The following is a 22532-nucleotide window of genomic DNA, read 5'->3' as shown; positions in this document are numbered from 1 at the left end:
TCGGGAAGCCAGCGCATGGACAACAGCGAGCAACCGCCAGCAGGGCGACGCAAGGGACGCGGGCAGCGGCGGGGGCGGCGCGTTGACGTAGCCACGCGGGACGCGGTCGCCGCGCTGCTGAGCGATCTGCCGCTGCGCCGCGATCTGTTGATCGAATATCTGCACCGGCTTCAGGACAGCCGCGGCTGCTTGCGTGCGGGCGAACTGGTGGCGCTTGCCGACCTGCTGCGCATCGGCGTCGCCGAGGTCTACGAGACGGCGACCTTCTATGCTCATTTCGACCTGCGCGATGATGACGAAGCCGTGCCGGCGCTCGCTGTGCGCGTCTGTGACGGGCTCAGCTGCCGGCTGCAGGGAGGCTTGCAACTCGACGCCGCCTTGCGCGCGCAGCTCGATCCAGGGCAGGCGAGAGTGTTGCGCGCGCCGTGCATGGGCCGTTGCGATCTCGCGCCGGTGGTGCAAGTAGGCAAGCGCCACGCCGACCGCGCCAGTGCCAGCGACGTGCTGGCCCTGATCGAAGTTGGCGAATTTGCAGCCTTGCCGGTCGTCAGCGAGACGCTGGCCGCCTACCGCGCACGCGGTGGCTACCGGCAGCTGCTGGCGCTGCGCGACGGTAGCCTGCAGGCTGAAGCCGTGATCGCCGAACTCGAAGCAGCCGGCTTGCGCGGAATGGGCGGCGCCGGTTTTCCCGCCGCGCGCAAGTGGCGACTGCTGCGCGCCGCGCCAGCGCCTCGCTACCTGGTCTGCAACGCCGACGAGGGCGAGCCGGGCACTTTCAAGGACCGGGTGATTCTCGAAGAGCAGACACACCCCTTCCTCGATGGCTTGCTGCTGGCAGCGGCCTGTATCGGCGCGCAGCGCTGCTGGATCTACCTGCGCGACGAGTACCCCGCGGCACACACGCTGCTGCGCCGCGAGATCGCGGCGCTCGAAGCAGCGCAGCTGATCGAGCCGGGTTTCATCGACCTGCGGCGTGGTGCGGGCGCCTACATCTGCGGCGAGGAATCGGCGCTGATCGAGTCCATCGAGGGCAAGCGCGGCTACCCGCGGCAACGCCCGCCCTACGTCGCCGAGGTGGGGCTGTTCGGACGCCCGACGCTGGTCAACAACGTCGAGACGCTGGCCATGGTGCCGACAATTCTCGCGAGCGGCGGTGCGCGCTTCGCGGCGCTGGGCAGCGAGGGTTTCACCGGCCTGCGCAGCTACTCGGTCTCCGGCCGGGTACGCGAGCCCGGTGTGAAGCTCGCGCCGGCCGGGGTCAGCGCGCGCAAGCTCATTGATGACTACTGCGGTGGCATGGCCGATGGGCAGCAACTGCTGGCCTATCTGCCGGGCGGTGCTGCGGGGGGGATTCTGCCGGCGAGCATGGCCGAGCTGCCGCTACACTTCGGCGAACTGGAAAAGCACGGCGCACTGGTTGGATCGGCGGCGGTGATCGTTCTCTCCGACCGTGACGACCTGCGCGCCGCGGTGCAGGCGCTGCTCGAGTTTTTCGCCGACGAAAGCTGCGGCCAGTGCACGCCGTGCCGGGTCGGCACCGAGAAGATGCTGGCACTGTTCGCGGCGCCTGAGCTCGATGTCGAATTGCTCAAGGAACTGGCGGCGGTGATGCGCGAGGCGTCGATCTGTGGCTTGGGGCAGGCGGCGCCGAATCCGCTCACCACGGCACTGACTTATTTCCCGCAGCAGCTAACGGTCATGGCTGCCCCCCCTCTTCCCCTTTTCCCCGGCCCTTCCCCCGCGCGGGGAGAAGGGAGATTGGTGAGTCGCGTACGCGACTTTCCCGGTACGGAGGAAGCGCGATGAGTGATGTAGTACGGCCAGTGCAAGCGACGCAGCTGCTCTTTGAACTCGACGGTCGCACGCTGACGGCTCTGCCCGGCGAAACGATCTGGCAGGCCGCCAGGCGCGCGGGCACGACGATTCCGCATCTATGCACGCGCGAGGCGCCGGACTATCGGCCGGGCGGCAACTGCCGGGCGTGCATGGTCGAGATCGACGGCGAGCGCAACCTGGCGCCGAGTTGCACTCGCCAGGTCAGCGCCGGCATGCGCGTGCACAGTGACACTTCCGAACGCGCGCTGAACAGCCGGCGGCTGGTGATGGAACTGCTGCTCAGCGAGCAGCCGCCGCGCCCACAAGCGCACGATCGCAACGCGTCGTTCTGGCACTGGGCCGAGCAATTGGGCTTGCAGGACAGCCGTTTCCCGTCGCGCGCCGCCATGGCCGGCACAGCGCCCGCCCCCCTCCCCGACCGCAGCCACCCGGCGATGAGCGTGCACCTCGACGCCTGCATCCACTGCCAGCTGTGCGTGCAGGCCTGCCGCGACATCCAGGCCAACGACGTGATCGGCATGGCCGGTCGCGGCGCAGCGGCGAAAATCGTCTTCGATCTCGACGATGCCATGGGCGATTCGAGCTGCGTCGGCTGCGGCGAGTGCGTGCAGGCCTGCCCGACCGGCGCGCTGATGGCGACGACGATGCAGGCCGCAGACGGCAGCGGCCTGCTCGCGACGGGGGAGTCGGTCGACCGCGTCGTGCCCAGCATCTGCCCCTACTGCGGCGTCGGCTGCCAGATCGACTATCAGGTGCGCAAGGAGCAGATCGTCGCCGTCACTGGCCGCAATGGTCCGGCCAACCGCGAGCGCCTGTGCGTCAAGGGCCGCTTCGGCTTCGATTACGTGCACTCGCCGCAGCGCTTGCTGACGCCACTGATCCGCCGTGACGATGCGCCGAAAGTTGCCGACGCCACCTTCGACCCGGCCAATCCGCTTACCCATTTTCGCGAAGCGAGCTGGGACGAAGCGCTAGAGCGCGCCGCCGCAGGGCTGCGCGCGATACGCCAGCAGCACGGCGGCAAGGCGCTCGCCGGCTTCGGTTCGGCCAAGTGCAGCAACGAGGAAGCCTACCTCTTCCAGAAACTGGTACGCACCGGTTTCGGCACCAACAACGTCGACCATTGCACGCGGCTGTGTCACGCCTCCTCGGTAGCGGCCCTGATCGAGGGCGTCGGCTCCGGCGCGGTTTCGGCATCGTTCATGCAGATCGACAAGGCCGAAGTGGCGATTCTCATCGGCTGCAACCCGGAAGCCAACCACCCGGTCGCCGCGACTTTCTTCAAGCGTGCCGCGCGCCGGGGCACGCGGCTGATCGTCATCGATCCGCGCCGCCACGGCCTGGCGCGCTTTGCCGATCAGACCCTGCAGTTTCGCCCCGGCAGCGACGTCGCGCTGCTCAACGCCATGCTGCACACCATTGTCGACGAGGAACTCTTCGACCCGGCCTATATCGCCCGTTACACCAGCGGCTTCGACGCCATGCGCGCACACCTGGCCGCCTACAGCCCGGAAGCGATGGCCGAAGTCTGCGCTATCGCCGCCGCCCAGATCCGCGAAGTGGCACGGCTCTACGCGCGCTCGAAAGCGTCGATGATCTTCTGGGGAATGGGCATTTCGCAACATGCCCATGGCACCGACAATGCGCGCTGCCTGATTGCCATGGCGCTGATGACCGGCCACATCGGTCGCCCCGGCACCGGCCTGCATCCGCTGCGCGGGCAGAACAATGTCCAGGGGGCATCGGATGCCGGCCTGATCCCGATGTTCCTGCCCGACTACCTGCCCATCTCGCTGGCCGCCAATCGGCAAGGCTTCGAGCAATTGTGGAAGACGACGCTCGATCCTCAGCCGGGGCTGACCGTTGTCGAGATCATGAACGCCGCTGCTGCCGGCGACATTCGCGGCATGTACATCGTCGGCGAAAACCCGGCCATGTCGGACCCCGATCTCAAGCACGCGCGCCAGGCGCTGGCGTCGCTCGATCACCTGGTGGTGCAGGATCTGTTTCTCACCGAAACCGCCATCTACGCCGACGTCATCCTGCCGGCCTCGGCCTGGCCGGAAAAGGAAGGCACGGTGACGAACACCAATCGCCAGGTTCAGCTCGGCCGCCAGGCCCTGCCGCTGCCCGGCGATACCCGGCCTGACTGGTGGATCATCCAGGAACTGGCGCGCCGCCTCGACCTCGACTGGCAATACGAAGGACCGGCGGCAATCTATGCCGAAATGCGCCAGGCGATGCCCTCCCTGGCCCATATCAGTCGCGAGCGGCTCGAACGCGAGGGCTCGGTCAGCTACCCGTGTGCCGGCGAGGATCTCCCCGGTGCCGACGTCGTCTTCGCGAACGGCTTCCCGACGCCGAGCGGCCGCGCCGGCTTCGTCGCCGCCGCGCTGCTACCGCCCGACGAGCAGCCCAGCGAGGACTACCCGCTGGTGCTATCCACCGGGCGACTGCTCGAGCACTGGCATACCGGTGCCATGAGCCGGCGCAGCGCGGCACTGGACGCCCTGGAACCCGAAGCGGTGGTTACCGTCAGCGACCAGGATCTGCGCCGACTTGGCCTCGCCGACGGCGAGCGCGTCCGCCTGATCACCCGGCGCGGCGCAATCGAGGTCACGGCACATGCCGATCCGGCGGTCGCGCCGGGGTCGCTGTGGCTGCCGTTCTGCTTCCACGAAGCCGCCGCCAATCGCCTGACCAACCCGGTGCTCGACCCCTTTGGAAAAATTCCCGAGTTCAAGTATTGCGCCGTGCGCCTGGAGCGCGCCGGAATCTCATGAGGCGCGTTTGGATGCTCAAGTTCCTGCACCGGCTAGGCATTGGCGTCGCCCTGCTGGCGGCCCTTCTGTGGGCTGCCGGCCAACTCGGCCTGTTCACCGGCACGCCGCCGAGCGACCTGGGCGTTCGCGACGGAAAGCTCCCTCGACCATCGGCAACACCGAACAGCGTCAGCAGCCAGGCCAGGCTATGGCCAGATCATCCGCAGGGTGAGTACGCAGACATCGCACCGCTGGCGCTGCTGCGCAGCGATGGACCAGCCACCATCGCCAAGCTCAAAACGCTGCTGGCGAGCGAGCCGGGAGCCACCCTGATCGACAGCCGAGCCGACTATCTCTATGTGCAATACACCACCCGACTGCTGAAGTTCGTCGACGACGTCGAATTCTGGTTCGACCCGGCCAACGAGGTGATCCAGGTGCGCTCGGCATCGCGCATCGGGCGCAGCGACCTCGGCGTCAATCGCCAGCGCATCGAAGCCCTGCGCCAGCGGCTCGCGAACTCCTGATCGAAGGCAGGATGCGATGTCGACAGCGGTGATCGAAATAGTTCACTGTCCCGTCCTGACGCAATTCTTGCCCACTTGCTTGGCCACATAGACGGCCTGGTCTGCCGCCTTGATCAGCTCTTCAAAACTTGCGACGGCAGGCGTTCTGGCCGCAACCCCGACACTGATACTACCGTGCCAGGGCTCACCGCCAGTCGGCACGCGCAGGGCCGCGACAGCTATCCGGGTCAACTCGGCGATATGCATTCCGCCCTCCTTGTCGGTATCCGGGCAGATGACCAGAAATTCGTCGCCACCGAGACGGCAGACCACGTCGTCACTGCGAAAGGAATGCTGCAGCCTCTTGGCCAACTCGATCAGCACCCCATCGCCCGCGTCATGGCCACAGGTATCATTGACCCGCTTGAAGTGATCCGCATCGATCATCATGCACACCAGCGGCGAATCGTTCTCGACCGACTCCTCCCATAGCGATGCCAGTGCCCGCAGCGCGTGGCGGCGATTGGGAAGCCCGGTAAGGGCGTCGGTCAAAGACAGTTCGACCAGTTGAAGATTCGCTTCCGACAGTTCCCGGGTACGTTGGCGCACTTTCTCTTCGAGCGAGCGATTCAAGGCCAGCAAATCCCGGTTCCTCGCCGAGACCTGATTGAACAGGCCGTTTAGCGCGATGAGCAGGGGCTCGGTGGCATTGTTGCTGGCTTTCTCTTTTTCGTCATAGGCTCTGCTTGCTTCCATACCACTCCCGATGGCGGCCATCTGCCTGGCCATGTTCTGGTCTGAACCGAGGATGTGATAGGCGAGCCAGTGCGTCAGAAGATCAAGAATATGCTTTGCCGCATCGAGATTATCCGGAGTAACACCGGCATGCATGGCGCTGATCTCGCGCAGAAAACTGCGATGCGCTTCAATGTGAGGGCCGAGATGACGCCGATCGATACCCACTTTCAACATCAAGGCCTCTTCTTCCTGGAAATGGTACCTGGCGTAATCGGCCAGCTTCGCGAAGACCTCTTCAAGGTCACTGAAGGCGACTTTGTTTTCCGTCAGCAGGTCGCCAAACTGGTTGATGATCCCGACCAGATGTTGATGCTGCTGATCGACATCTGAAAAGCCGGTAACAAAGTGCTTGTCCCAACGAAATGATTCCATAGACGAATTGCCTCCCCCGTTGATTTCCTGCTCCCGTAAGCGCTGCCGAGCGAGCACTTTGCACAGCGCAATGGCGACTCGGGCCGTCGCCACTCGCTGCGCGAAGTTCTATGCCTGCTGATTTCCGGCAGGCGCAGCTCCAGCGCCGGTGGTGCCAAGCTGACGGGTCAGCAAAGCGCCGCCCTCGACTGTTCCTTTTGTCCAAGGAAGCAGGGCATCCTACCAATTTTTCTCGAAGCTTGCGGGCCAAGGCGATCACCCAAGTCCGGCGATTGACATTCTCGCCGAGCGGCTGCCATGACTCTGGCACACACGCGGGAGTGGCACGAAGGTCGCCTCGTAGGGAATGACCTCGGTGCAGCGCCGACGTAAGGGAAACGCCCGCATCGCGCGATGTTCGCTTCGCTACTGCTAGCGCGGTTGGCGCAATACTTTGAATAAGCGCCACTCTCCCACAGGCCTTGCCGGAAGGCGGTGACAGATCAGCAAGGAACAAAAGCACCGATTCCCAACCAGCTTGCTTCGCTCATGGCTTGCGCCTGCGCGTGTATTCACATACCCTCAGCTCATGGGTGTCGGTTTATCTTACACTCCGCGCTGGCGCCGGCCGCCAATACTTTTCCATACGTCTGTTTATAAACAATAATTGCTATCAGCCATGATTATTGCATAGACGTCAACTTGACGGTGGAGGCATTCAAGGCCCACATGTCAATCGACCGACCACTTCGCAATTTCAACCCTTTTTTGATTGGAGAAGCATCCATGTCACGCATGAGCGTTGTAGTCGGTAGTGCTACCTTCGTGCTCGGCGCACTCGCCTGGCATCCTGCGTCTGCCATAACCATAACCATCGATGACTTCGTTACCGTACAAAACGCGGAGGTGCTTGCCAGCGCCCCACCAATTGCGTCTGCCGGAAGCGCGCTAGCTGCCCCCGGTGTAATTGGCGGCGAGCGCGATCTCTACGTTGAAAAAACCGCCGGAGACGATGACGAGCGGGTGCGAGCTCGGATAAACCCGAGCGGACTAAACTTGCTGCGCATGACGATTGACGATGCAAAGGGGCGCGTGGTAATGACCTGGGACGGAAGCGATGGCCTGTTCGCTCCCGGTCAGGTAAGTTATGCGGGCCTTGGCGGGATAGACTTCACCCAGGCGTTGCAACTCGACCTCCTGGTAACGTTTTCGGACGTCGGCGGTCCGGTCAAGTTTGTCTTCTGGGACGCAGCGGACCTCTCAGGGAACACTCGCGCCACGACGACATTCACGGTCCCTGGGAGCATTCCTGCCGCCTCGAGCGTCACGCTCTCCAAGACCTTCTTGTCTTCCGATTTCACCGCGACGGGCGGAACCCTGGCCAGTATTTTCGCCAACGTCGGGGCAATCCAGATGGAAATCGATGCGCGCGCTGTAGCGCAGGAAGGGTGGGACGCGCGCTTCGACTATGTTCGCGCAACTGGCACGCTGCCGCCGACCGGCGTGCCCGAACCGTCCACACTGGCGCTCCTGGGACTCGGTCTCGTTGGCCTGGCACAGCGTGCCCGTCGCCACCGCAACTCCCCGACCGCCTAAACGAGCCTAGAGTAGAAACCGACACAGTAACGGGGCCGCCCATCCCTTCGCTGGCCCCGTTCAGTCTTCCTGGCGACATTCTGCGGCAGATGCGAAAACCGATTCATCGTCCTGGCTAGAACTCGACCCTGCCCCTGAACAGGAAAACGCGGGCCCCGCAACTGCGGCGCCCGCGCTTCTTGGGGAGAAAGGACTTACTTGCTGATCGACTCACCCGGCGTAACGATACCCAGGAAGCTGTCGGCCTTGAGCGCGGCGCCGCCGATCAGGCCGCCGTCGATGTCTTTCTGAGCGAGCAGGCCGGCGGCGTTGTCCGGCTTCATCGAGCCACCGTACTGGATGCTGATCGACTGTGCGACATCGTCGCCGAAGAGCTTGGCCAGCAGGCCGCGCACCAGTGCATGCGCCTCCTGTGCTTCGCCATCGCTGGCGGTAACGCCGGTGCCAATGGCCCACACCGGCTCGTAGGCGACGACGGTGCGCAGCGCTTCGTCAGCGGAAAGCCCGGCGTAGGCGCCATTGACCTGCGTCGTCAGCACGCTTTCCAGCTTGCCGCCCTTGCGCTCGTCGAGGGTCTCGCCGATGCAGACGATCGGGCCCATGTCCAGCGAAAGAACCTTCTTGATTTTCTTGTTGACCGTTTCGTCGGTCTCGCCGAAATAGCTGCGCTGCTCGGAGTGGCCGATGATGACCATATCGACACCGATGTCCTTGAGCATGTCGGCACTGACCTTGCCGGTGAAGGCACCCTGGTTTTCCCAGTGCACGTCCTGCGCCGCGAGCTTGACGTTGCTGCCCTTGACGACGTCGGCGACCTTGGCCAGCGCCAGATAGGTGGGAGCAATGGCGACGACGACGTTCTTGATGTCTTTGGCGGCGGCGACCACTTCGCTGGCCAGCCTGACTGACTCGGCAACCGACTTGTTCATCTTCCAGTTGCCGGCAATAACGATTTTACGCATGGTATTCCTTTTGTTGGTTAATGTGAAAGTCGCGCAAGCGACTCACGAAACTCCCTTCTCCCCTTGCGGGAGAAGGGGCAGGGGAAGAGGGAAAACGGTCATGGCTTTCATCATCAGGGGTGTCTCGACATGTCATGACCGTTAATGTGAAAGTCGCGCAAGCGACTCACGAAACTCCCTTCTCCCCTTGCGGGAGAAGGGGCAGGGGAAGAGGGGGAAACGGCCATGACTTTCATGATCTGGGGCATCTCGACAAGGCATGACCGTTAGGCATGATTCGGGGAGCAGGAGCAAGGCGGCCCCGGCACCCTGGCGGGGCCCCGGGGCCGCTCGGCTTACTTCTCGGAGAGTGCGGCGACGCCCGGCAGGACCTTGCCTTCGAGGTATTCGAGCGAAGCCCCGCCACCGGTCGAGGTGTGCGTGACTTTCTTCTCGGCGCCATATTTCTTGGCCGCGGTGGCGGTGTCGCCACCACCGATCACGGTCGTCGCCCCTTTGGCCGTCGCCTCGACAATGGCGTCTGCCATCGCCTTGGTGCCGGCTTCGAAGTTGGGAAATTCGAAAACGCCCGCCGGGCCGTTCCAGATGATGGTTTTGGCGTTCAGGATGGCGTCGGTAAACACCTTCGTCGATTCAACTCCGCAATCAAGCCCCAGCCAGCCATCGGGAATCCCATCGACATCGCTGGCGACACCGGTGTTGGCATCGGCGGCGAACTTGTCGGCGATGACGAAATCGCTTGGCAGCAGAATCTGCTTGCCGTTGGCTTTCGCCTTGGCCATCAGCTCCGGGACCAGCTTGGCACCCTCCTCGTCGAACAGCGAGTTGCCGATCGGCATCCCGGAAATCACTTTCTTGAAGGTAAACGCCATGCCGCCGCCGATGATGATCTGGTCGGCCTTGTCGAGCAGGTTGTTGATCAGCTGGATCTTGTCGGCCACCTTGGCGCCACCGAGGATCGCCAGCAACGGCCGTTGGGGGGATTCGAGAACTGCCGAGAAGGCCGCCAGTTCCTTGTTCATGAGATAACCCGCCGCACGCTGCGGCAGCTGCACGCCGGTCATCGACGAGTGATCGCGGTGGGCGGTACCAAAGGCGTCGTTGATATAGACGTCGGCAAGCCGGGTCAGCGATGCACGGAAGGCCTTGACCTTCTCGGGATCGGCCTTGATCTTGCTGACGCTGCCGTCGGCCGCCTGGACGGTGCCCTTGCCTTCTTCCTCGATGTGGAAGCGCAGGTTCTCGAGCAGAATGACTTCGCCGGGCTTGATGCTGGCGCAGGCGGCTTCGACGTCAGGGCCGACACAGTCCGAAAGAAAGCTCACCGGGCGGCCGAGCAGCCCCTCCAGTGCGGTGGCTACGGGCTGCAGGCTGAATTGCGGCATGGCCTTGCCGTCCGGACGGCCAAGGTGCGACATCAGAATGACCGCGGCGCCCTTGTCCAAAGCCGACTGGATCGTCGGTAGCGCGGCTTCGATGCGCTTGGTATTGGTGATCGCTCCGGTCACCTTGTCCTGTGGGACGTTGAAATCGACGCGGATGAGTACGCGTTTGCCGTCAAGGGCGAGATCTTCGATGAACAATTTGGACATGTTTTCCTCGAGAAAGAGTGTTGCTGGATTAGAGGCGGACTACGAATCGAAAATGGCAGGGTGTCTCGGTTGCGGCCACAAAACGCCCCCTCAACAGGGCACCCATGCGCCACTGCGTTGAGAACCTGGAACATCGGGGAAAGCGTTTTAACCACGCAGACGAAGTATCCTTGGCGCCGCTGCCGGAGTCAAATGCCTTTCGGCGATTGGCGCGAGCAGTCACGCGGATAGCGCGGCATGGTTTTCTTCTCGCGCCGAAAAGGGCGCCGGTCGTCGCCACTTTTATGTAGTTACCGTGACACAATGACTTGAACAAGACAACAAGCGCTCAGCCAGCGGGCAAATCCTCGCTGGCGCTGCTGCCCGCCTTGACCACCAGGATGTCTTCCATCACCAGATACTCGAGATCCGAGCCGAAGAACATATTCAAGGCGTCGGTCGGCGAACAGATCATCGCTTCGCCGCGGCGGTTGAGCGAGGTGTTGAGAACGACGCCGTTGCCGGTCAGTTTTTCGAGTTCGAGCATCAGGTCGTAATAGCGCGGATTGAATTCGCGTTGCAGTACCTGCGCCCGCGAGCTGCCGTCTTCGTGCACCACTTCCGGAACGCGTTCCTGCCAGCCTTCGGCAACCTTGAAAGTGAAGGTCATGAAAGGGGCCGGGTGATCGCTGCCGAGCATCTGCGGAGCGACCGTATCGAGCATGCTCGGGCAGAACGGACGCCAGCGCTCGCGGAACTTGATCTGCGCATTGATCCGGTCGGCAACGCCGGCAATGCTCGGGCAACCAAGGATCGAGCGACCGCCAAGCGCACGCGGGCCAAACTCCATACGCCCCTGGAACCAGGCCACCGGGTTGCCGGCCACCAGCAGCGCGGCAATTTCCTGTGCCACGTCGCGCAGCCGCTGCCCTTGCGGTTTTTCCGGATGGCGAGCACAGGCGGCAAGAACGTCTTCGTTGCTGTACGCCGGGCCGAGAAAGACATGCGCCATTTTTTCGATCGGCACGCCGCGCTGCACCGAGACGTAGCCCGCAGCGCCGACGGCAGTCCCGGCATCGCCCGAAGCCGGCTGCACGAACAGTTCCTTGACGTCCGCGCGGGCGATGATCTTCTGGTTGAGCTTGACGTTCAGTGCGCCACCACCGGAGAAAGCGAGCCGACCGGTTTCGCGCAGAATGTCGCCCAGGTAATGCTCGATCATCTGCAGCGACAGATCCTCGAACAGCTTCTGCATGCTCGCCGCGTAGTGGATATAGGGATCGTCGGCGCTGTCGCCGGCACGCTTCGGGCCCAGCCACTCGATCAGCTTCGGCGAGAAGTAGTAGCCTTTGCCCTGCTCCTTGTAGCGGCGAAAACCGATCACATTGGCGTAGTCGGTGTTGACCGTCAGTTCGCCATTCTCGAACTTTGCCAGACGCGAGAAATCGTAGCGATCGGGGTCGCCATACGGGGCCATGCCCATCACCTTGTACTCGCCGTCCAGCATCTCGAAACCGAGATACTCGGTCAAGGCGCCGTACAGTCCGCCCAGCGAATCGGGGTCGTAGAACTCCTTGATCTTGTGAATTCTGCCGTTTTCGCCGTAACCGAAGAAAGTGGTCGCGTACTCGCCCTTGCCGTCGATGCCGAGGATCGCCGTCTTCTCCTTGAAACCCGAGCAATGGTAGGCGCTGGACGCATGCGCCAGGTGGTGCTCGACGGGCACGATTTCGGTCGTCTTGAGATCGAAACCGAGCTGCAGCAGACACCATTCGATGCGTTTTCGATAGCGGAAGAAACGCCGGTTGCCGGTCAGGAGGGCGTCCAGCGCCCGATCCGGCGCATACCAGTAGCGTTTGGCATAGTGCCAGCGGGCGCCTTCGGCGAGGCTGATCGGCGCAAAAGGAATAGCCACCGCGTCGACCTCGGCCGGCTTGATGCCGGCAAATTCCAGGCAGAACTTCGCCGCTTCGTAGGGCATGCGATTCTTGGCGTGCTTGTCGCGGACGAAGCGCTCCTCTTCCGCTGCGGCAACGAGCTTGCCATCGATGTACAGCGCGGCCGAAGGATCGTGGGTCAGCGCGCCGGAAAGTCCGAGTAGGATCAGTGCCAAAGTCGAGGTCTCACAGAGTCACACGTCGGGTCCCGCTAGCCAACTGGCCGCTGCGGACCGACGAAAGCGCCGAGTATACCTGCTGCAATGCCCCGCACGCGGAAGCAAGGACGCGACATCGCCCGGACGGTCTGCTCAGGCAGTGACGGGAAGGCGCGCCAGATAGTCCTGATGCACGGCCAGGCTGAGCGCATTGGGGCGCAGCGCCTTGACCACCGCCAGCGCATCCTCTTTGGCATAGCCGCGTTCGACGAGAATCTGCGCCGCCATCAGGCCCGTCCGGCCTGAGCCGCCCTTGCAATGCACGGCAATCCGTTTGCCGGCGTCGAGCAGTTGATGGACGGCTGCGCGCTGCAGCTTCCACGCGGCGGCAAAATCGTCTGCCGGCGCGTGCTCATCCGCGATCGGCAGGTGAAACCATTGCAGCCCGTTCTGCGCGCAGAGCGTCGGCAGGTCGGATACCGCATTGCTCGCCATTTCGGCCTCCTGCATCAAGGTGATCACGGCGCTGGCGCCGGCCGCCTTGAGTTGCTTGAGCGCGGTCTCGGTGTCAAGTTCTTTGGTCCCCGGACAAGGGGTCAATATCAGACCACCGGCAGGCGCTGCCAAGGGCAACAGATCGGATGGATGGCTAGGCATGGGGTTCCTTTGCTGGCTGGACAATGCCGCCAGTCTACAGCTGATTGTCGCTGAGCTGAAGCGAAGAGATTTGCTCACTTGTTGACGACTTGTCGGCCCATTTGTACCTTGCACGGCGCAAGCTACGCCGCGCTAACGGTCATGACAATCGAGACACCCCAGATCATGAAGGTCATGACCGTTTCCCTCCACTTGCAGTGCGCATTCCGGCTTGCACGCCGGAATCGTTCGCCGAGCGGGGAGCATGCTCCCCGAATTCCCCGCCTCACCCCCCGGCCCTTCTCCCGCGAGGGGAGAAGGGAGTTTCGTGAGTCGCTTGCGCGACTTTCACATTAAAGTCCGCGGTCCGACTCACGTTCTGAAACGAAGGAAAAGTGATGCCCAAATTTGCCGCCAACCTGACCATGATGTTCAACGAAGTCCCCTTCCCGCAGCGCTTCGCCGCCGCGGCCAGGGCCGGCTTCCGTGCCGTCGAGTTTCTCTTCCCATACGACCATCGCCCCGCCGAGGTGGCCGGGTGGTTGCGGGAGAACGAGCTCGCAAGCGCTCTCTTCAACCTGCCGCCGGGCGACTGGGCCGGCGGCGAACGCGGGCTGGCTGCCTTGCCGGGTCGCGAAGCAGATTTCCGCGCCAGCGTCGCCCGTTCGCTGGAGTACGCATTGGCCATGGGCACCCCCCGGATGCACGCGATGGCCGGTTTGCTACCGGCGCATGCCGACCAGGCATACCGGGCAGCCTGCCGTGAGACCTACCTCGAAAACCTGGCCTATGCCGCGCGGGAATTGGCAAGGCATGGGCGGACGCTTCTGATCGAGCCGATCAACGGGCGCGACATGCCCGGCTACTTCCTCGCCAGCCAGGCCGAAGGGCACGCCATCCGCGCGGCAGTGAACGAGGCGAACCTCAAGGTGCAGATGGACTTCTACCATGCGCAGATCGTCGAGGGCGATCTTGCCACTACCTTCAGAAAGCACTTCGCCGGCATTGGCCACGTGCAGATCGCCAGCGTCCCGGCCCGCCACGAACCGGACGACGGCGAAGTCAATTATCCCTACCTCTTCAGGCTACTCGACGAGCTCGGTTACGACGGCTGGGTGGGCTGCGAATATCGACCGCGAGGCAATACGGAAGATGGCCTGGCTTGGTTGCGGGCCGCGCTTCGATAAGCCGACGAGGAATCCCCATGGCGATCGTGGCTACCGGCGATGGCGTTTTGGCTAGCATCCATCGTCCACGCCTGTGTCGAGGACCACCAGCCAGCGTCCACGACATCGCCCAACTAGTGGATAAACGGCGTAGCCAGCGCAGGAAACACGCCACCAGCTTGCAGCGCGCCTGGACGATAGGGGCAAAAAAACCAGGGGAAAAACCGGGGGGGGGTGGGAGCGCGGCCAAGCGCGCCCCCACCTTGCTGCAAACTACTCCGCCTCGCCGGGCGGGCCAGTCAGACTACGCCACGCCGTTGCTGGCGTGGCGCGAACTGCGACAGGACTCAAGCGTTGCGCTCGCGCATCCACTTGCCAACCGTCGGCGCCAGCACCTTCTGCGACAGGCCGCCGGTGTAGATACCGATGTGGCCGGTGGCGATGGCGAACTCCGTGTAGTCCTTGCTGCCGACATGCTTGCCAAGGGCAACCGTGCACGGTGGCGGCACGATATGGTCCTTCTCGGCGAAGATGTTGAGGATCGGGATGGTGAGATTCTTGAGATCGACCTTGCGACCGCCGATCTCGAGGTCACCCTTGACCAACTTGTTGCCCTTGAGGAAGTCGCGGACGAACTCCTTGAACATCTGACCACCAGCATCGGGCCCACCGAACAGCCACTTTTCCATGCGCAGGAAATTCTGCACAGCCTGGCGATCGTCGAGGATATCGATCACGTCGGCGTACTTGCCGTAGTTCAGGATGAATGGAGAGGCCATCATGAACGACTCGTTGAGTACCGTGGCCGGCACGTTGCCATGCACAGCCACCATCTGCTCGACGTCGGCCTCGGCGCCCATGGTGAACATCAGGCCCTCGTGTGGCTTGTGATTCGCCTTGTAGGCGTCGAAGTCAATAGGCGTAACGGTCAGGACCAGATGGCTGATCTTGTCCGGGTTGAGCGTCGCATAGGTGGTTGACATGGCGCCACCCTGGCAGATCCCCAACAGGGCAATCCTGTCGACGCCGTGGTGCTGACGAATGAAGTCGACGGTGTCATCGAGGTAACCGTTGATGTAGTCGTCAATGGTCCTGAATTTGTCGACCTGACGCGGGTAGCCCCAGTTGTTGAGGTAGACGTCAATACCCTGGTTCAGCAAATTGCGGACCAGTGAGCGATCCGGTTGCAGGTCGGCCACTTCGTAGCCGTTGATCAGCGGCGGCACGATGAGCAGCGGCGTCTTCATGATCTTCGCCTGCTCGACGAGCGCGTGGTAATGGTAAACCTCGATCCCGTCCTGCTCGAAGATAACGTCCTTCGGCGTGCTGCCGATGTCGATATCGTCGTCGGTCATCTTGGTGAGATTGCTGATGCCCTTGGTGAGCTTCGCGTTCAGGGCGGCGGTTTCCGCGGCGATGTCGGCGGGAAGAATCTGTATTGGGAAAGAAAACATAGGGGTAGCGTCCTCCTAAAAGTCTATTAGCTTGTCAGCCGGATCAACAAGGGTCGGGCGGGCTCTGCCTACTCGCTCTTGGCACGACGCGCCGCGGTAGTACGAGCGGCAGGCTTCGCTGCTGCTGTTGCGGGAGGCAAGGACTTCTTGAGCAGGCGGACCTCTCTCTTCAGGTCGTGGATCACCTGGTAGGTTTCGTCCAGCTCGCTGCGAGTGGGCATATCCAGGCCGCGGAAGATGTCCTCGACGACAGCGCGCTGCGCCAGCTTGAACGCATGCTGAGCCTTGGTAAAATCGTTTTGCGTGTCGAGGAATTCCTGCTTGTTGAAGGTCACCAGCAGCGACTTGTCTGCGGTGCGATACCAGAGACTCATCAGCTGGCGTACGGCCGTGATCTTGTCGCCTTTGGCAGCAACCTTGCCAAGCTCATCGACGGTCGCTTCGACGGCCGTGGCAAGCGCCTCGGCGAAGCGCTTGTGAAACGCCAGGCTGGTCTTGCGCAGATCAACGACCGCGTCGACCAGCCGCAAGGTTTTGGCGTGCTTCTCGCGCGATGCGCCAAAGAGGGGGATCTGACCGACGCCGGGGACATCGCCTTCCATCGACAGCAGACGATTGAGACCCGACGTGCCACCGAGCATCGCTTCGCCAACGTGCCCCGACGAGGCCGCCTGCATCAGAAAGGACAGCCAGGGACCAAACGCATCGGGCATATCCTTGCTCATCGTCCCGGCAAGATCGCCGAGGTGAGAACTCATACCCATGCTGCGCTGGAGCATGGCAGTCGATTCCTTGGCCCAGTTATCGGCAAAACCCTTGAGGTCGGGACGCCAATCCTTGTTGGCCTCAAGGTTCGGTGCCACAACCTTCATCGACCGGAAAAAGAAATCCATTACCCGGGTCATTGCGGTCTGGCTGCCGGCCATGCGCTCCATAAGCATCTTCGCCGCATCATTGCTACCCTTGGTAGCCGCTTCAACGCCTTTCTTCACTGCTTCAACGGGGCTTGCCGTAGCGCCGCCTGGGAGATTCTGCAGCATCCCGGCCCAGTCGCTCATCATGCGCTTCTGCATATCAGCCCAAGCGTTGACGACGCCGCCTAGTTGCTCATTCGGATTATTACTTTCCACTCGTTCGATCTCCTTCCAGTGTGTCGGACACGCCTACCGTGATGCCGGGCAAATGCCCATCGGTAGACAAGGTGCTCTACAACCAAACAGCGGCCGTCCGAAGACGGCCGCGATCATGCAGTCGTACTGGCTAAAGCCTTGTCACGCCAGTGCCACCACCGCATCTGCCTTGTGCTTGGCCTCACCCTGCTCGTTGGCGCAGGTTAACTCGAGGCGTACACATTTCTCGCCGTTTTGTTCCAGCTTCTCGACGACTTTGCCGGTACAGACCATGCTTTCGCCGACCCAAGTGATCGCCGTGAAGCGCACCCCGAAAGTGCGGATCGCCTCCTGCGGCACCCATTGCGTCAGCAAGCGACCGAGGTAGGCCATGCCCAGCATGCCATGCGCAAAAACGTCCTTCATCCCGTTCGCGCGGACGTAGTCCTGGTCGAGGTGCAGGGGATGGTGATCGCCCGAGCCGGTCGCGTACAGCGCCAGGGTTAGACGAGACACCGGCTCCGTGGTGAACGAAGGGATCTCGTCGCCCACGTTGAGTGCATCAAAATTCGGTATTGTCATCGACTTTCCCCTATGCCCTGATGACGATCACAGTGCGCAGATCGCACACCGCTTCGCCCTGCCGGCTGACCTTGACATCCTTGACGATGAACTGCAAGGCACCGTTCTTCTTGTCGTAGATATCCGTCACCTGGCCGTCAAAATCCAGCGTATCACCTGAATAGACCGGCTTGTGATAGGTGAAAATCTGCTCGCCGTGGAGCATCTTGCCAAAGTCACAGCCCATGGTTGCGATGTAGTCGAAGGGCTCATCCTTGTCCATGTCCATGCAGAAAAAGAAAGTCGGAGGCACCAGCACGCCTGGCAGTCCGGCCTTCCTGGCCGCCGCTTCGTCAAAGTAGATGGGGTTCGTTTCACCCGTCGCCTTGGCGAACCACTTCAGTTGCCACGCCGTCGGGGTGACCGCGTGTGGCGGCACTTTCATGCCTATGTGTTTCTTGTCAATCAACATCTGCTTCACTCCTCGCCCACCCCGCAAGCCAAGCTTACGGGGTGGGAATCCTCGTTGGCGACTCGATCAGAGAACTTCGATGGCAATCGCTGTTGCTTCACCACCACCGGCGCAAAGGCCGGCGATACCGCGCTTGAGACCACGCGCCTTGAGCGCGTAGAGCAGCGTCACCAGAATCCGCGAACCGGTGGCGCCGATCGGATGACCGAGCGCGCACGCGCCACCGTTGACGTTGACCTTGTCACGCGACAGCTTGAGGTCGCGCATCGAGGCCATGGTCACCGCCGCGAAAGCTTCGTTGATCTCCCAGAGGTCAACATCCTCGGCCTGCCAACCGACTTTCTTGAGCAGGTTCTGGAAAGCAAACACCGGCGCCGTGGTGAACCACGACGGGTCGTGCGCAAAGGTCGAATGGCCGACGATGCGTGCCAGCGGCGTGACGCCGGCAGCCTTGGCATCCGATTCACGCATCATGACAAAGGCCGCTGCACCGTCGGAAATCGACGACGAGTTGGCCGGCGTGAGGCCACCGTCCTTCTTGAACACCGGCTTCAGCTTCGAGATCTTCGAGGCGTCGCACTTCATCGGCGTCTCGTCGGTATCGAAGACCGTATCGCCACGGCGGGTGCTGACCGTAACCGGCGCGATTTCGTCCTTGAAGAGGCCGCTGGTGACGGCATTCTGCGCCAGAGTCACCGACTCGACAGCGAAAGCGTCCATCTCTTCACGCGTGAAGGCGTATTTGTCGACACACAGCTCGGCAAACGCACCCATCGGCTTGCCTTTTTCGTACGCATCCTCAAGACCGTCGAGGAACATGTGGTCGTGCAGTACGCCATTGCCCAGCCGGTAGCCCGAACGGGCGGTGGTCAGGACGTGCGGTGCGTTGGTCATCGACTCCATACCGCCGGCAATGGCGATATTGACCGAACCGGCGAGCAGTTCGTCATGCGCGATCATGATCGTCTTTTGCGCCGAACTACACATCTTGGTCAAGGTGGTGCACGGCACCGAGGTCGGCAAACCTGCGCCGAGAACGGCCTGGCGCGCCGGCGCCTGGCGCACACCGGCCATCAGGCAGCAGCCCATCAGGGCTTCGTCGATATCCTCGACCTTGACGCCCGACTGCTCGACGGCGGCCTTGATGGCGACGGCGCCGAGCTCGGGGGCGGTGACCGCCGAAAACTGGCCCTGGAAGGAACCGACGGGGGTGCGCTTGGCACCTACGATGACAACTGATTCACTCATGTAACACTCCTTTCATGCAATGGGTATTGGCGGTATGGCCAACGCAAAGTTCGCGGGTGGTCGGCGATTACTTCGGCGCCATGCGAATGGAACCGTCGATGCGGATCACTTCGCCATTCAGGTACGAGTTCTCGCAGATGTGCTGAACGAGGGCGGCGTATTCGGCCGGCTTGCCCAGGCGCGAAGGGAAGGGAACCATCTGGCCCAGGGAATCCTGAGCGGCTTGTGGCAGGCCTTTGAGCATCGGCGTTTCGAAGATGCCTGGAGCGATGCACATCACCCGAATGCCGTGCGCCGCCAGTTCACGCGCCACCGGCAGCGTCAAACCAGCCACCGCGGCCTTCGAGGAGGCATAGGCTGCCTGACCGATCTGACCATCGAAAGCGGCAACCGAGGCGGTATTGACGATCACGCCACGCTCGCCCTTGTCGTTCGGCTCGTTCTTGCTCATTGCGTCAGCGGCCAGACGAATCATGTTGAAAGTGCCGACCAGGTTGATGCTCACCACGCGCGCAAAGGTGGCCAGATCGTGCGGGCCATTGCGGCCGAGCACTTTCTTGGGGGGTGCGACGCCGGCACAGTTGACCAGCCCGTGCAGCCCACCGAATTCATTCACTGCCATTTCGATGGCCGCAGTGGCGCTCGCTTCATCGGTCACGTCGGTCTTCGCGAAGCGAGCGTTTGCCCCCAACTCCGCCGCCTGCGCCTCACCGGCAGTGGCATCGATGTCGACGATCACCACTTTGCCACCCGCACGAACCAAGTTGCTCGCCGTCTCTGCGCCGAGTCCTGAACCCGCGCCTGTTACCACAAACACACTACCGTTGATTTGCATTTTAACCCCCAAAAAAATATCGCGACATCACGCGATGTCGCGCTACTGGTCCATGCCGACGTCGATCGTTGCGACCCGACATCGGCACGGAAGAATACGGTCCCCCCGCTGACCCGCCGCCATCCTGGTGACGCCGCAGCCGTGCCTGCGAAAATACTGCCCAGTGAAAAAATCGCACTGGCGGTCCGCCTCCCTGCTCACTGCGTCGCAGTGCCTACTTCCCGGCGGGACCGGTCGCAGCGACGAGCAATCGTGGCATTGTCGAATGCCGAGTGCTACTGAGTCAAGCTCTTGCTCTGCTCTGCGCTTACGCGTCAGCTACTCCGAGAGCAAAGCGCTTGCTGTGATGGCCGCCGACCTGGTTTCTGCCAGCACCCAGACCGAATCACCGCCGTCCCGTGCCGACAGCGGCCAGTGCAAACCGGTGCTGCCAACCCACAGCAGGCGTTGCGCGCGCTGATCCAGGGCAGCTGTCTGCAAAAGTTGACCTGGATCAGTCCGCCAACGGCCCGATGCCTTAGCATCTTCGCTTTGGCCGAAGCGCTTCGCGGCACCGACTGACGGGCACTCCGGCAACCATCGGAAGAGACTCCCATGAGCGAGAACTCCAAGCAATCCATCGAACCCTCCGTCGAGCCCGGCGTCAACGACGCAGCCCCACCACCCGCCCGCTTCTCGCGCCGCCTCAGCGATCGCCACACGCTCGATTCCCGCGCGCTGGAAGATATCGACCGCATGACCAACATCGCGCTTGGCAAACTGTGCGGTGGCGTTTCACCAGCGTCACTGGCCATGGCCTACCTCGACTGGACGGTGCACCTCGCCTCTTCACCCGGGAAACAGTTTCAACTGGGCGCCAAAGCGATCCGCAAGGCCATGCGCCTGGGCAGCTATGCCCTGACTTCGGCAATCACCGGCAAGGCCGAGCCGTGCATCGAGCCACTTCGCGACGACCACCGTTTCGACCATCCCGGCTGGCAACGCTTTCCCTACAACGTCATCTACCAGGGCTTCCTGCTCAATCAGCAGTGGTGGCACAACGCCACCACCGACGTACGTGGCATTGCGAAGCACAGCCAGGCCTCGGTGTCGTTCACCGCCCGCCAGATCCTCGACATGGCGGCGCCGTGCAACCTCCCCTTCCTGAACCCCGAGATCGCCGAAACAACGCTCAAGGAGCGCGGCGCCAATCTGGTGCGCGGCGCAAGCAACTACCGTGAGGACTTCGGCCGCTCGCTGCGCAAGGAAGCGCCCGCCGGGGTGGAAGCCTTCCGCGTTGGCGAGAACCTGGCCATCACCCCCGGCAAAGTGGTCTACCGCAATCACCTGATCGAGCTGATTCAATATTCACCGAGCACCGACACCGTTCAGCTCGAACCGGTACTGATGCAATCGGCGTGGATGATGAAGTACTACATCCTCGACCTTTCACCGCACAACTCGCTGGTCAGGTACCTCGTCGATCGCGGCCATACGGTGTACATGATCTCCTGGCTCAACCCGGGTCCCGAACACCGCAATCTGGGCATGGAGGACTACCGCCGGCACGGCACGCTGGCCGCGGTGGACGCCATCTCCGAGATGCAAGCCGGGCGCAAGATCCACAGCGTCGGCTACTGCCTGGGGGGTATTCTGCTGATCATCACCGCTGCAGCCATGGCCCGCGACGGTGACGATCGCCTGGCCAGCGTCACCCTGTTCACCACCATGACCGATTTCACCGAAGTCGGCGAAATCAACGTTTTCATGGACGCCAGCGAAGTGACGCTGCTCGAAGACATGATGTGGCAGAAGGGCTACCTCGATCACACGCAGGTTTCGGGGGGCTTCCAGATCTTGAAGTCTGCCGACCTGATCTGGTCGAAAATGGTCCGCGAGTATTACCTCGGACATCGCGAACCAATGTTCGACCTCATGGCCTGGAACGCCGACGGCACGCGCATGCCCTATCGCCAGCACTCCGAACTGCTGCGCCGACTGTACGTGGACAACGAGCTCTTCGAAGGCAAGTACATGGTCGAGGGCCGCGCCATTTCGATCAGCGACATCCACTGCCCGATCTTCGCCGTCGCCGCGGTCGCCGACCATGTCGCCCCCTGGCACTCGGTCTACAAGCTGCATCTGCAAAGCGATGCCACGGAACTGACCTTCGTCCTCACCAGCGGCGGCCACAACGTCGGCATCATCAACGAACCCGGCCACCCGGGCCGCTCCTTCCAGCTCAGCGTCTGCCACGAAGGGGACCGCTGTATCGACCCGGAAACCTGGAAGGAACGCACCCCGAGCACCGCCGGCTCGTGGTGGCCGGTGTGGCAGCAGTGGCTGACAAGGCATTCCTCGGGCAGCGAAGCGCCACCGGGCATGGGTGCGCCCGACAAGGGCTACCCGCCGCTGTGCGACAGCCCGGGAACCTACGTGCTGCAGAAGTAATCCGCATCCCTCGGCCGCCAGCGCCTCGAGAACGTCGACGACGAGACCAGAAGCATCCTCGTTGCTGGCGGGCTTCTATCAAGCTACCGGGCCTTGGTGGCCTGGTTACGTCGCGCGGCCCTGCGCTTGCAATCTCCCCTTGTT

At 62.6% G+C, this 22532-nt stretch carries 17 protein-coding genes; 6 read left to right on the top strand and 11 right to left on the bottom strand.

Annotation, left to right across the window (positions count from 1 at the left end; genetic code table 11):
• Positions 1-15: 15 nt before the first annotated feature.
• From QZ648_RS18480 to QZ648_RS18470, 3 genes are read left to right on the top strand one after another with little or no spacing between them, the layout of a single operon-like run.
• Positions 16-1806, top strand: a complete 1791-nt coding sequence (locus QZ648_RS18480; RefSeq protein WP_291997915.1) for an NADH-ubiquinone oxidoreductase-F iron-sulfur binding region domain-containing protein — start codon at positions 16-18, stop codon at positions 1804-1806.
• The gene (gene fdhF, locus QZ648_RS18475) at positions 1803-4619 is read left to right on the top strand and encodes a formate dehydrogenase subunit alpha (RefSeq protein WP_291997914.1); all 2817 of its coding nucleotides are present in this window, start codon (positions 1803-1805) and stop codon (positions 4617-4619) included. Before QZ648_RS18480 ends, fdhF begins: the two co-directional genes overlap by 4 nt.
• A gap of 11 nt (positions 4620-4630) precedes the next feature.
• The gene (locus QZ648_RS18470) at positions 4631-5125 is read left to right on the top strand and encodes a DUF1499 domain-containing protein (protein WP_291997913.1); all 495 of its coding nucleotides are present in this window, start codon (positions 4631-4633) and stop codon (positions 5123-5125) included.
• 42 nt (positions 5126-5167) lie between these two features.
• Here the strand turns inward: QZ648_RS18470 and QZ648_RS18465 are convergent, their stop codons facing one another.
• Positions 5168-6274, bottom strand: a complete 1107-nt coding sequence (locus QZ648_RS18465; RefSeq protein ID WP_169065427.1) for a bacteriohemerythrin — start codon at positions 6272-6274, stop codon at positions 5168-5170.
• Between the two features lie 765 nt (positions 6275-7039).
• Between QZ648_RS18465 and QZ648_RS18460 the strand changes: the two genes are divergently transcribed.
• On the top strand, positions 7040-7849 hold the full coding sequence (locus tag QZ648_RS18460) for a PEP-CTERM sorting domain-containing protein (protein ID WP_291997912.1): 810 nt from the start codon (positions 7040-7042) through the stop codon (positions 7847-7849).
• A 194-nt stretch (positions 7850-8043) separates the two neighbouring features.
• On the opposite strand, the gene tpiA is transcribed toward QZ648_RS18460, so the two are convergent.
• The 4 genes from tpiA to QZ648_RS18440 form a co-directional block, all read right to left on the bottom strand.
• Complete coding sequence (tpiA, locus tag QZ648_RS18455) at positions 8044-8811, bottom strand: triose-phosphate isomerase (protein WP_169065428.1); 768 nt, start codon at positions 8809-8811, stop codon at positions 8044-8046.
• Positions 8812-9146: 335 nt separating this feature from the next.
• On the bottom strand, positions 9147-10403 hold the full coding sequence (gene pgk, locus QZ648_RS18450) for a phosphoglycerate kinase (RefSeq protein WP_291997911.1): 1257 nt from the start codon (positions 10401-10403) through the stop codon (positions 9147-9149).
• Positions 10404-10731: 328 nt separating this feature from the next.
• A complete protein-coding gene (locus QZ648_RS18445) occupies positions 10732-12495 on the bottom strand; it encodes a carbamoyltransferase (RefSeq protein WP_169065429.1) in 1764 nt (587 codons plus the stop codon).
• Positions 12496-12630: 135 nt separating this feature from the next.
• The gene (locus QZ648_RS18440) at positions 12631-13134 is read right to left on the bottom strand and encodes a dual specificity protein phosphatase family protein (RefSeq protein ID WP_291997910.1); all 504 of its coding nucleotides are present in this window, start codon (positions 13132-13134) and stop codon (positions 12631-12633) included.
• Between the two features lie 377 nt (positions 13135-13511).
• Between QZ648_RS18440 and otnI the strand changes: the two genes are divergently transcribed.
• Entirely contained in the window at positions 13512-14300 is a 789-nt protein-coding gene (otnI, locus tag QZ648_RS18435) for a 2-oxo-tetronate isomerase (protein WP_291997909.1), read from the top strand.
• A 326-nt stretch (positions 14301-14626) separates the two neighbouring features.
• Here the strand turns inward: otnI and phaC are convergent, their stop codons facing one another.
• The 6 genes from phaC to QZ648_RS18405 form a co-directional block, all read right to left on the bottom strand.
• Positions 14627-15733: a class III poly(R)-hydroxyalkanoic acid synthase subunit PhaC gene (gene phaC / locus QZ648_RS18430; protein ID WP_169065432.1), complete on the bottom strand. Its 1107-nt coding sequence runs from the start codon at positions 15731-15733 to the stop codon at positions 14627-14629.
• Between the two features lie 68 nt (positions 15734-15801).
• Entirely contained in the window at positions 15802-16863 is a 1062-nt protein-coding gene (locus QZ648_RS18425; RefSeq protein WP_169065433.1) for a poly(R)-hydroxyalkanoic acid synthase subunit PhaE, read from the bottom strand.
• Positions 16864-17004: 141 nt separating this feature from the next.
• Entirely contained in the window at positions 17005-17424 is a 420-nt protein-coding gene (locus QZ648_RS18420) for a MaoC/PaaZ C-terminal domain-containing protein (RefSeq protein WP_169065434.1), read from the bottom strand.
• Positions 17425-17434: 10 nt separating this feature from the next.
• Positions 17435-17875, bottom strand: coding sequence for a MaoC family dehydratase N-terminal domain-containing protein (locus QZ648_RS18415; protein WP_169065435.1), 441 nt, complete (start codon positions 17873-17875; stop codon positions 17435-17437).
• A gap of 66 nt (positions 17876-17941) precedes the next feature.
• On the bottom strand, positions 17942-19123 hold the full coding sequence (locus QZ648_RS18410; RefSeq protein ID WP_169065436.1) for an acetyl-CoA C-acyltransferase: 1182 nt from the start codon (positions 19121-19123) through the stop codon (positions 17942-17944).
• A 67-nt stretch (positions 19124-19190) separates the two neighbouring features.
• Entirely contained in the window at positions 19191-19958 is a 768-nt protein-coding gene (locus tag QZ648_RS18405) for a 3-hydroxyacyl-CoA dehydrogenase (protein ID WP_169065437.1), read from the bottom strand.
• 594 nt (positions 19959-20552) lie between these two features.
• On the opposite strand from QZ648_RS18405, the gene QZ648_RS18400 reads away from it, so the two are divergent.
• Complete coding sequence (locus QZ648_RS18400; protein ID WP_291997908.1) at positions 20553-22388, top strand: alpha/beta fold hydrolase; 1836 nt, start codon at positions 20553-20555, stop codon at positions 22386-22388.
• The last annotated feature ends 144 nt before the right edge of the window (positions 22389-22532 follow it).

The organism is Candidatus Accumulibacter sp. ACC012, from assembly GCF_907163155.1.
Taxonomy (GTDB): Bacteria; Pseudomonadota; Gammaproteobacteria; order Burkholderiales; family Rhodocyclaceae; genus Accumulibacter; species Accumulibacter delftensis.
This window is presented reverse-complemented; position numbering and strand designations above follow the sequence as displayed.

What these genes read in the sequence shown, in the direction of transcription:
- QZ648_RS18480 (WP_291997915.1), top strand. Translation starts at nt 16, where the DNA reads ATGGACAACAGCGAGCAACCGCCAGCAGGGCGACGCAAGGGACGCGGG.
- fdhF (WP_291997914.1), top strand. Translation starts at nt 1,803, where the DNA reads ATGAGTGATGTAGTACGGCCAGTGCAAGCGACGCAGCTGCTCTTTGAA.
- QZ648_RS18470 (WP_291997913.1), top strand. Translation starts at nt 4,631, where the DNA reads ATGCTCAAGTTCCTGCACCGGCTAGGCATTGGCGTCGCCCTGCTGGCG.
- QZ648_RS18465 (WP_169065427.1), bottom strand. Translation starts at nt 6,274, where the DNA reads ATGGAATCATTTCGTTGGGACAAGCACTTTGTTACCGGCTTTTCAGAT.
- QZ648_RS18460 (WP_291997912.1), top strand. Translation starts at nt 7,040, where the DNA reads ATGTCACGCATGAGCGTTGTAGTCGGTAGTGCTACCTTCGTGCTCGGC.
- tpiA (WP_169065428.1), bottom strand. Translation starts at nt 8,811, where the DNA reads ATGCGTAAAATCGTTATTGCCGGCAACTGGAAGATGAACAAGTCGGTT.
- pgk (WP_291997911.1), bottom strand. Translation starts at nt 10,403, where the DNA reads ATGTCCAAATTGTTCATCGAAGATCTCGCCCTTGACGGCAAACGCGTA.
- QZ648_RS18440 (WP_291997910.1), bottom strand. Translation starts at nt 13,134, where the DNA reads ATGCCTAGCCATCCATCCGATCTGTTGCCCTTGGCAGCGCCTGCCGGT.
- otnI (WP_291997909.1), top strand. Translation starts at nt 13,512, where the DNA reads ATGCCCAAATTTGCCGCCAACCTGACCATGATGTTCAACGAAGTCCCC.
- phaC (WP_169065432.1), bottom strand. Translation starts at nt 15,733, where the DNA reads ATGTTTTCTTTCCCAATACAGATTCTTCCCGCCGACATCGCCGCGGAA.
- QZ648_RS18420 (WP_169065434.1), bottom strand. Translation starts at nt 17,424, where the DNA reads ATGACAATACCGAATTTTGATGCACTCAACGTGGGCGACGAGATCCCT.
- QZ648_RS18415 (WP_169065435.1), bottom strand. Translation starts at nt 17,875, where the DNA reads ATGTTGATTGACAAGAAACACATAGGCATGAAAGTGCCGCCACACGCG.
- QZ648_RS18410 (WP_169065436.1), bottom strand. Translation starts at nt 19,123, where the DNA reads ATGAGTGAATCAGTTGTCATCGTAGGTGCCAAGCGCACCCCCGTCGGT.
- QZ648_RS18405 (WP_169065437.1), bottom strand. Translation starts at nt 19,958, where the DNA reads ATGCAAATCAACGGTAGTGTGTTTGTGGTAACAGGCGCGGGTTCAGGA.
- QZ648_RS18400 (WP_291997908.1), top strand. Translation starts at nt 20,553, where the DNA reads ATGAGCGAGAACTCCAAGCAATCCATCGAACCCTCCGTCGAGCCCGGC.